At 37.3% G+C, this 9,813-nt stretch carries 7 protein-coding genes and 1 pseudogene; 2 read left to right on the forward strand and 6 right to left on the reverse strand.

Translation table 11 applies throughout. The annotated features are described in order from the left end of the window. Positions 1-222: 222 nt before the first annotated feature. A complete protein-coding gene (locus PN497_RS25405) occupies positions 223-939 on the reverse strand; it encodes a peptidylprolyl isomerase (RefSeq protein WP_096569853.1) in 717 nt (238 codons plus the stop codon). Between the two features lie 733 nt (positions 940-1,672). Then, complete coding sequence (locus PN497_RS25410; RefSeq protein WP_096569855.1) at positions 1,673-3,136, reverse strand: calcium-binding protein; 1,464 nt, start codon at positions 3,134-3,136, stop codon at positions 1,673-1,675. 947 nt (positions 3,137-4,083) lie between these two features. On the opposite strand from PN497_RS25410, the gene PN497_RS25415 reads away from it, so the two are divergent. Beyond that, entirely contained in the window at positions 4,084-4,215 is a 132-nt protein-coding gene (locus PN497_RS25415) for a hypothetical protein (protein ID WP_272111047.1), read from the forward strand. 51 nt (positions 4,216-4,266) lie between these two features. On the opposite strand, the gene PN497_RS25420 is transcribed toward PN497_RS25415, so the two are convergent. From PN497_RS25420 to PN497_RS25435, 4 genes and pseudogenes are all read right to left on the reverse strand, one after another. Then, positions 4,267-5,037: a COP23 domain-containing protein gene (locus tag PN497_RS25420; RefSeq protein ID WP_096569857.1), complete on the reverse strand. Its 771-nt coding sequence runs from the start codon at positions 5,035-5,037 to the stop codon at positions 4,267-4,269. Between the two features lie 122 nt (positions 5,038-5,159). After that, a complete protein-coding gene (locus PN497_RS25425; protein WP_096569859.1) occupies positions 5,160-5,543 on the reverse strand; it encodes a DUF4346 domain-containing protein in 384 nt (127 codons plus the stop codon). A gap of 75 nt (positions 5,544-5,618) precedes the next feature. After that, the gene (locus PN497_RS25430) at positions 5,619-6,800 is read right to left on the reverse strand and encodes a GNAT family N-acetyltransferase (protein ID WP_096569861.1); all 1,182 of its coding nucleotides are present in this window, start codon (positions 6,798-6,800) and stop codon (positions 5,619-5,621) included. 219 nt (positions 6,801-7,019) lie between these two features. Further along, a pseudogene (locus PN497_RS25435) lies at positions 7,020-7,250 on the reverse strand (dihydrofolate reductase family protein); the annotation flags it as partial. A 282-nt stretch (positions 7,251-7,532) separates the two neighbouring features. Between PN497_RS25435 and PN497_RS25440 the strand changes: the two are divergent. Next, positions 7,533-9,464: a sensor histidine kinase gene (locus tag PN497_RS25440; protein WP_096569863.1), complete on the forward strand. Its 1,932-nt coding sequence runs from the start codon at positions 7,533-7,535 to the stop codon at positions 9,462-9,464. Positions 9,465-9,813 lie beyond the last annotated feature (349 nt).

Consider the following 9,813-nt stretch of genomic DNA (forward strand, 5'->3'; position numbering starts at 1 on the left):
GATTTAATAATCTGCTGTTTGTTATTTATCCGGGATTCATGGATTAGAAAAAGCTGCACAAACTCTTTCTAGAATTTTTACACCTTGGATATTTTTTGTGCTGGAAGCCTTCCCAAATGTGTAAGTTGGCTTTTTACTCATCCCTGACTTATATGATTAGGTATCTTTATCATGCAAATGATATAATCAAGGACGTTTTAATCTTTCACCTATTACCTGTTGTCATTGCATATCTTCTGATAGTTTAATTTGCCAGTTTTGTGGAGCTACTTGCCCTTGCAGCCAAGTCTGAAACCGCTCATTCAGCAATCTTTGACGAATTTGCCGATCCAACTGAGCTGGTAGTAGTTTTTCTAGCCTGACAATTACTATCCATTCTCCTATTTGAGTAGGTAGTGAAAGTTGCTGTGGTTGGCTGACAGATAAGACTCTCGCCAACATCGGATGAAGAGATTGTAATTCCACAGGACCGACTAAACCATCTGTTTGGGCTTCTGGACCTTGGGCATATTCTCTTGCTGCTTGAGCAAAAGATTGTTCTCCTTCTTGGATGCGGAAGTAGATTTCTTGGGCTATTCCAATATCAGAAGTAGTGATCAGGGAATATATAACTCGATCCAACTGGGTTTTGCGCTGGTAAAAGTAGGAGTCTAAATCTTGTCCCCAACTTGCTTCTTTGAACTTTTCCAGTTTCAGTTGGCGAATAGCTATACTATTCAACTGTTCGGTACTGATTCCCTGTTCTTGTTTTCCTTGATATTGTTGCGCTAACTGTTCACAGGCTTGTTTTTCTTCCTGTGGTGTACATTCAATTTCTGCGATCGCTTGATCAATTACTACCTCTTTCAGTAATGGTGGTACTAATTGGTGTTTCCCCAGTAGTTGTAGAACTTCTGGGGCTGTTATTATGCGATCGCCAAATTGCAGCACTGGATTCATATCACTTGCCAGTAAATTTACTACTTATCTCAATTGTTCTTACAACTACATTAAAACTAGATTATGTTCCGTTGATCTCTGGTTTAAAACAATGTTCTTTTTATCACTGGTTTTTCTACTTCAGTCCTTTTTCTATAGGTTCATAGCACATATAGCCAATAAATACTCCTACAGTAGACTAATACAGTAAACTAATACACTTTTGTATAGCTCACTGATAGAGATATTAGTATTGAAGGATATCGTACCAAGCTATCACAATTTTGGGAAATTGCAACCTCAAACTGGCATTTAAGTCAAAAAACTTATAAAATTTACCTGATTATGGAAAAAATAAATTGTCAATCCCAGTTTCAGGAACAGTTGTAGCAATTAGGGCTGGCCGAGACAAATCTACTCAGCCAACCCTAATTAAACCTATAATCCAAAAACAGAACTTTTAACCGTGATCTTGAGAAAGATCCTAACCTATCATCAAAATATACCCTGAATAGCATCAAGTCCTGGTAATTACTTAGAATATAACTGATTGGTGAATAATTGTTTTAATTGTTGTTTCCAACTACCAATAACCAACAGGACTTACGCAAAAGGAAACGAAAGTAGGGGTAATTCATGAATTACCCCTACGCAAGAATAAGGTTTTTAGTCATATCTTGCGTAAGTCCTAACCAATTACCAACCTCAACAGATATTAAGTATTGAACCGGACATGATATAACTAGGGATTTTACTAAATCACAAAGATATCAGAGTGACTCAAACTAGCAGAATTACTCAGAGTTGCGATCTTTACACTAGCTCCAGCACCATCACCATCGGCATCAAAGAATAAATCACCATTGGTAGTGTTGAAAATAAATCTATGGGTGCTGCTAGTAGCTGAAGTCACACCTGCGCCAAAAGTAAAAGCTTCGGCGCTTAATTGACCAATTGCTAAACCAGTAAAACCATTGCTATCTATTTGAATTTGATCTGTTCCAGATTCAAAATCGGTAATTGTATCAATTCCTCCATTTAAACCAGTGAAACGGAAAGCGTCCATACCAACGCCACCTGTGAGAGTGTCATTACCCTCACCACCTATGAGAGTGTCATTACCTCCCTGTCCAGACAGATTATCGTTACCTCTGCCACCATCTAGGAAATTATTACCATCATTACCCAACATGTCATTATTCAGGTCGTTACCTGCACCGTTGATATTGTTCTTACCTATCAAAGACAGATGTTCTAAATGATCTCCCAGATGATAACTGATAAATGATACGACTGTATCTATGCCTTCATTAGCATTTTCAATGACTACGTCCCCTAATTCATCAACAACATAGATATCTTTACCAACTCCACCGATGAGACTATCAGCACCTGTACCACCTATGAGAGTGTCATTACCCTCACCACCTATGAGAGTGTCATTACCTGCTTGTCCATAGATAGTATCATCACCAAGTCCACCATCTAAGACATTATTAACATCATTCCCAAAGAGTGTATTATTTAGGTCATTACCTGTTCCGTTGAGATTGTTCTGACCTGTTAAAATGAGGGTTTCTAAATTATCTCCCAGGGTATAACTGATAGATGATATGACTGCATCTATGCCTTCATTAGCATTTTCAATGACTACGTCCCCTAAGCCATCAACAACATAGGTATCGTTACCATTTCCACCGATGAGACTATCAACACCTGTACCACCATCGAGGTAGTCATTACCCTCGCCACCTATGAGAGTGTCATTACCTCCCTGTCCGTACAGACTATCGTTACCAAGTCCACCATCTAAGACATTATTAACATCATTACCCAAAACTCCATTATTCAGTTCGTTACCTGTAGCGTTGATATTGTTCTCACCTATCAAAGCAAGGTTTTCTAAATTATTTCCCAGGGTATAACTGATAGATGATACGACTGTATCTGTGCCTTCATTAGCATTTTCAATGACTTGATCCCCTGAGTTATCAACACCATAGGTATCGTTACCATTTCCACCGATCAGACTATCAGCACCTGTACCACCTATGAGAGTGTCATTACCCACGCCACCATCGAGAGTGTCATTACCATCGCCACCATCGAGGGAGTCATTACCATCGCCACCATCGAGAGTGTCATTACCCTTGCCACCTATGAGAGTGTCATCACCCTTGCCACCTATGAGAGTGTCCCCAGAGATTTTATCTGGCATTGTCTATACCTTAATAAAATGGTAAAGTGAAATTGAAACAAATTCAAATTGCAGTATTTGTCCAGCCCATTGTCATTGTGGTTAAATCCTTTGACTGTGAGCTTTTGACAAATATTGCTTTCCTGTTTGTAGTTCCTTCATTTAATCTAAAAACTTTTTATGGACAATAACTAAAATGAACCTTTTACAAGAATTTCATATTTTTCTTATCCATTTTTTATATAGTTTTTTTGAATTTTAAGCTAGTCCAAATAATAGATGCCAATAATGTAAACAAGGATTTATTGATGTTAATTAAAAATACTTTTAAACGGTTATATTAATTGCAAATTATCAATTTATACAGCATTTACCATAGTGAGAAGTTATAAAATTACAGGTTTTAAGGAACTATTAACGGCAAATAGGGAAAATAAAATAAAGAATCAAGGTATACTGATTTCTTCTGCCAAATCAAATATGATTGTTATATATAGCAATCAATCCTATATGATCCTTGAGAGTTAATAAAGCCTCAAATCCTTATAAAACAAGGATTTTTACTACATATTTTCTCAAAAATGGGGTAGGATTACCATAGCAGAATTGAGGACTAAAACTCTATTTTACTAAGACTTGTATCATAAATTGATGTGATCATCCTGCCTACGACTATATATAATAAATTGAGATATTTTGTTTATATAACTAAATTATATTCACGTTTCTTTTACAAAGGAAGGTAGGAAGCGAAAATCCATTTTTTTAAACGTTATTGTATACACAATATCAAAAAAATAGCAGTAACATTTAAGGTCATAATCGCCATTTTTAGGCTCAAAAAGTGCATACTTTTAAAGTATAGTAATTTAAGTTTCTCTGTGTCTAAATTTGCAAAATTTTATGATTTTTGCATATTTAAGTGTCACTCAATAAACCTCTGGAGAAAATGAATTTAGGGACAATTTATGAATTGTCCCCAGAACGGGTTGCAAATCATGCACATTGAATTACCAACAGATGTATATAGCGTTTCCCAGTCTCATGAGGTACACCCTAATTTATTTACTGTTCCCAATTCCCAATTCCCAATTCCCTAAGATAAAAAACTCTGTACCTCACTAGCTTGGTAAATGCTATAATGATATTGATCAACGGAATAAACGAGGATTTAAGATGGTCTGTTTTTGTGGTTGAGATGGACTACCAATTGATACTCCATTTCGTAATTGTGTAGCTGTACCACCATCTTCAGGAGCTAAAAAAGGTTTTAAATTAATGCCATTGTTTGAAGAATTAACAGTATTTTTATCTCCTAAAAGTCTACGTCCTAAATTGTACAGTTCGTTGACTCCTCCTGGATGACGATTAGTGTAGGTGTTAACGGCTATAGTTTGCTGTCCGTTGTCTGCGGTAGTTAAGTTGCTGAAGATGCTACTGCGGATAGCGTAGGGGTCTTTATTTCGTGGTACTGTCAGAACAATGCGACAACCGGGGTTAGCTTCGGTGGTGACACAAATAATATTTTCGTTATTTTCTCTGGCTATTTGCAGTTCTTGCAGTCCATCTGGACGGTATAATTCTAAGCGTTGGGCGATCGCCTGACAACGATTTTGCGGATTCCAACCACCTCCTAATGCTTGAGGTGCAGCCCAAGCAAAAAATTGACCGGGTTGGCTTTGGGGTTGATACATTACCGTATATCTACCATTGTAAGATTGACAGCTAAATCTGGTGCTAGTATTAACGGGGGTGGAAGTGGGTATATTGGTGGATGAACCTGATGGTACTGTTGTTGTTGAGCCTGATGGTACAGTGGGAACAACAATACTATCAGTTTGAGCAAAAGCCACGGAGTTACCGATCAATAAGGATAAACTCAAACCACTGAAAAATAAATACCGCAGCGGTTGTGATGACATAACTTTACCTCTACAAATACTGATATTTTCCTTGACGCAGAATTTGATGTTTAGTTCATCTGAGGGCTTAATTTTTTGATCAGTGATCAGAATAACTGATCACTGATAACTAATAACTGTCCTTAATCTTGCACGTATTCCTGACCTGTCACTAAAGCAACTTCAGCGCGAACAAATTCCCTTCCCAAATAAGCAGCATGGTCAAAGAAAGTTACAGGACAGGGTTGAGTTTCTTCAAAAATTTTCACACACAATTCTTTGGCAGTGCGGCCGCTAAATACGGTTGTGTGAGTTCTTTCTACCTTACCCCGTGCCGGAATCACCTTACCAGTTTCTGGATCTACAGCCAAACCACGTTCATCAATTATATTTGTAAAATGTTTGGCATAAATTAACCGTTCATTGCGGTCAATGTAAATAATGAAATAGCCACTGGGATCAAGATCAATATGACGTTGGGAAAGTTTATCATCAATTGCGGTTAAATCATCAAGTATTAAATCCATAGTCATGCTAAAAAAAGAAATTATTTCCAGAGTTTTTTACATTACAATTCCAGTGTAATTCTTTAACCAGATTTTTTAACGATTATTTTGACTAAAAGGTAACTCTGCATTGATCGCCTTCATTTCCTCCTCTTCCATTTGATTCACTTCTAGAATATAAGGACGTAAGATTTGTCCTAAACGATTATTGTAAAATCGGTGTAGACTGTGATTAGGTTTAGCTGGAAAACCGCGCCGTTTCTTATGTCTTCCCCCTGCACCGGGATCAAAAGTTTGGATACCGTGAGCGATCGCCCACTCAATCGGTGCATAATAACAAGCATCAAAATGTAAGCAATCTATTTCTTGAAAACTGCCCCAATAGCGACCATATAGTTTATCATCCTTAAATAAACAAAATGACATCCCCACAGGTTGACGCTGGTTTTCATCATTATAAGCAGCGAAAAATACCACCCGATGACGATAATTATGATATAAACTTTCAAAAAATCCCTTGGTCAGATACTTACTACCCCACCAACCAAACTTATCACAGGTATCCGCATAAAATTCATACATTAACGGAAACAGCGACTTAGGAATTTCTTCACCAGTGACAGCTTGCAGTCGTAAACCAGCCTTTTCTACCGCCTTGCGTTCTCTTTTAATATTCCGCCTTTGGTTAGCATTGAATACTTTTAAATAATCATCAAAACCTTGAAAATCAGCATTTTCCCAAATATAGCTATGGTGTAACCAAGCCGTGAAACCTTGTTTTTCCAACACAGTCCGCCATTGGGGATCAACATACAGAAAATGACAGCCAGAAATATTATTTTGGATGCAAAAAGCATCAATTTCGTGTACCATCATTGCCGTAATTTCTGCTTCATTTTCACCAGGAGAAATTAAAAAGCGATAGCCTTCAGCCGGGGTAAATGGCGACATTCCCAACATTTTGGGGTAATACTCTACACCAATACGATAAGCTAAATCAGCCCATTGATGATCAAAAACAAATTCCCCTTGACTATGCCCTTTAAGATAAAGTGGAGCAGCAGCAATTAATGTTCTATCTCGCCATAAAGTCAGGTGATTTGGCAACCAACCAGCGTTAGCTGTAGCACTATGGGAGGTTTCCATATTATTCAACCAATCCCATTCTAAAAACGGAGTTTTTAGTGGCATAGCCAAAGCATCCCAGGCTGTTTGAGGAACTTCGGCAATTTTATGAGTCCAAACTACAGAATAGTTAGATTTGAGTGGTTTTACCATCGTGTGGTTGTGAATATCTATTTTGATTACAGCAGGAGGCAGGAGTTATTTATTTTGGATTTTGGATTTTGGATTGTTTTTGTTAACTCCAATCTAAAATCTAAAATCTAAAATTTTCTTCCCCAATCCCCAGTCACCATTTCCCTGTTCCCTGTTCCCTCTCCTAACTATAAAATGTATTTTGTATAACTTACTTAATCATCCTTATGATCCTTGCTAAAAATTCGCCCCTGCTGTAGTTGTCAGTAACCAGGGTTGAACTGGTTGTGGAAAGAATTTAATATCCGGATTCAGGTTTCCAGAACTTGAAAGCACTATATGAATCGGCTAGAGAGATTTATTTTCTGTTTTTCTCTGTTGCAGCACTGTTGGATGGGAGACAGTAAGTGTTGTACCGTAGGCACAAAGAGTACCCGCACCAAATAAAACGGCATCTGAGGTTGAGTTTTGGAGCGTGGTGGAAAAACTTAACCGTCCTTGAGGCAATTGATAATCAAATTTTTATCACCTTATTGAAAAAATTGGGTTTAAAACCGAACTTTGTCCCGCTACGCTCATGCCTTTTCAGGCGAAAAATTGTTGCAGCGAGGTATAAATTCCCATGACAAAAACAGCCTCCTGACTTCTGCCTTCTGTTCCATGCCTCCTATCTTCGTTCAAAAATGTCTCATTTATCCCATCTAATGACATATTTTTATTCTTGTGGTTTGCAGATACGGAGTGAGACAAGCGATGGCTAAGTACCGTCAATCCTCTTTTAGACGAATTTTAGTAACCAGGATATTGCTGGTATTTGTCCCAGTTTTATTAATTGGGGAAATGGCAGCACTCAATAAGGCACGTTCTAGCCTCTTGAACACTGCACGACAAAACTTAACGGACAGTGCTATTAATAAAGGTGAAAAAATAACTGACGCGATCGCCACATTAAAGACAAATTTACTCAGTGCTAGTCAGACAAAAGTAATTCAGTCAGGTTCAGCTACTCAAGCTGAAAAATTCATCACCAAATTAGCCCAGCAATTACCGAATAAAATTGATTGTATTCAACTCAAACATCTGCAAAAAAACACTCACAAAAATCCAATTATTGCTAGTAGCTGTGGTGATCAGACCATTATTGAACAGCCATTGTCATTTACAAATGATGAAATCCAAATTACATTAATTTCCCCACCAAAACCAGGAACAACTGGCAAACGTGAGCCAGAAAATCAATTACAATTGCTTTTATCAGCCCCAGTTTATAACCAACGTGGAAATTTAGCTTACGCCTTAATTATCAAAACTACATTGCACCGACAAATTGAAAATAAGCAAGGTTCTTTAATCGGTTCTTTGGTAGTCATTGCTGAAGATGGGAATATTTTGGCACATCCATTACCGGAAACAATAGGAACTAATATTAAAAAATACTCAGATTCTCAACAAATACAAAGTGTAATTAAAAATGCCATTAAGGGAAATAATGATTCCCTAAATTTTAATTTTAGCGCCGGTAATGAATCAGTTGCAGGGTATACAGCAATTCCTAATCCCATTACACAACAGCAACAACAAAAATGGATTATTTTAGCTGTCGTTAGTGTTCAAGATGCACTGCTAGGTTTAGATGAAATCAAACTTATTCTTATTGTCTTAACAGTTGGTTTAATAGGTGCGAGTTTGTTAGCATCTTTCTATTTAGTACCTTATTTAGCAGGTCCTGTGGAAGAACTCAGAGACTACGCTTTAAATATTCATAGTCACCATGCCGTACAACCCATACCCCGTAACTTTAAAATCAAGGAATTTAATCAACTTGCTCAAGCATTAGATCAAATGGTAGAACGACTCAAAGCATGGGCGGAAGAATTAGAAATAGCTTGGAAAGAAGCCAAATCAGCTAATGTTGTTAAAAGTCAGTTTTTAGCCACAACTTCCCATGAATTGCGGAATCCATTGAATATTATTATTAACTGTGTGCGTTTAGTGAGAGATGGTTTATGTGATGATCGAGAAGAAGAATTAGAATTTCTCAAGCGAGCCGATGATACAGCTATTCATTTATTAGGTATTATTAATGATTTACTCGATATTTCTAAAATTGAAGCTGGCAAACTATCGGTAGTAATTGCTCCTTTAGAATTGCGTCAATTATTATTAGAAGTTATTAATTTACAATCAGTGAATATCCAACAAAAGGAACTGCAATTAAAATGTGATATAGGTAATGAAATCATTCCTGTTAAGGCAGATGAGGTTAAACTCAAACAAGTGCTAATTAATATTATTGGTAATGCGACAAAATTCACCGATAAAGGTAGCATTATTATCAGTACCAAGATTCAGCAGCAAGGTGGTAAATCTCATGTTATTGTTGCGGTTCAAGATACAGGTATAGGTATTGATCCAGACCAACAAAATAAATTATTTCGTCCCTTTGTCATGGTGGATGGAACAACTACACGCAAGTTTGAAGGTACTGGACTAGGATTAGCAATTTCCCGCAACTTAATCGAACTGATGGGGGGAAAAATTACCCTTGAGAGTTTGGGTTTGCACCAGGGTACAACTGTGAAAATTATCTTACCTTTGATTGACACATCTTTATTATCTGCCTCAGAGAAAACAGAGGAGAAAAAAGAAACTACGAAAATGGACAAATTTCTGCAAACAAAATAAATCTAGAAAAGCATATAGTAGCAAGTTAACGAAGGCAAGAGGCTGGAGTAAAACCCTGCTGCGCTAACAATAGATGTCCTAAGATGTCCTAACTAGGGTTTGCTGAAAAAGTCTTGTCGTGGAGACAGGGAACAGGGAACAGTTTCAAGAGTTGGATAGGAACGATTTTTTCTTTAAGTAGGGCTTGCTGAATAAACCCAAAATACTGGTAAATCAAAGGTTTGAGGCTGATCAGGAGGAAAGAAAGTGCAAGATTTTTGAAGGGTATACCTTAAAAACTGTGCATTTTGGGTCTGATAAATTAGAAAATCTGGGGATAACAGATAGCTAAAACTATTCCCTATTCCCT

It is taken from the genome of Sphaerospermopsis kisseleviana CS-549 (genome assembly GCF_028329225.1).
Taxonomy (GTDB): Bacteria; Cyanobacteriota; Cyanobacteriia; order Cyanobacteriales; family Nostocaceae; genus Sphaerospermopsis; species Sphaerospermopsis kisseleviana.

Bases quoted from the DNA above. Each gene is read 5' to 3' on its own strand.
- PN497_RS25405 (WP_096569853.1), bottom strand. From the start codon at position 939: ATGAATCCAGTGCTGCAATTTGGCGATCGCATAATAACAGCCCCAGAA.
- PN497_RS25410 (WP_096569855.1), bottom strand. From the start codon at position 3,136: ATGCCAGATAAAATCTCTGGGGACACTCTCATAGGTGGCAAGGGTGAT.
- PN497_RS25415 (WP_272111047.1), top strand. From the start codon at position 4,084: ATGAATTGTCCCCAGAACGGGTTGCAAATCATGCACATTGAATTACCA.
- PN497_RS25420 (WP_096569857.1), bottom strand. From the start codon at position 5,037: ATGTCATCACAACCGCTGCGGTATTTATTTTTCAGTGGTTTGAGTTTA.
- PN497_RS25425 (WP_096569859.1), bottom strand. From the start codon at position 5,543: ATGGATTTAATACTTGATGATTTAACCGCAATTGATGATAAACTTTCC.
- PN497_RS25430 (WP_096569861.1), bottom strand. From the start codon at position 6,800: ATGGTAAAACCACTCAAATCTAACTATTCTGTAGTTTGGACTCATAAA.
- PN497_RS25440 (WP_096569863.1), top strand. From the start codon at position 7,533: ATGGCTAAGTACCGTCAATCCTCTTTTAGACGAATTTTAGTAACCAGG.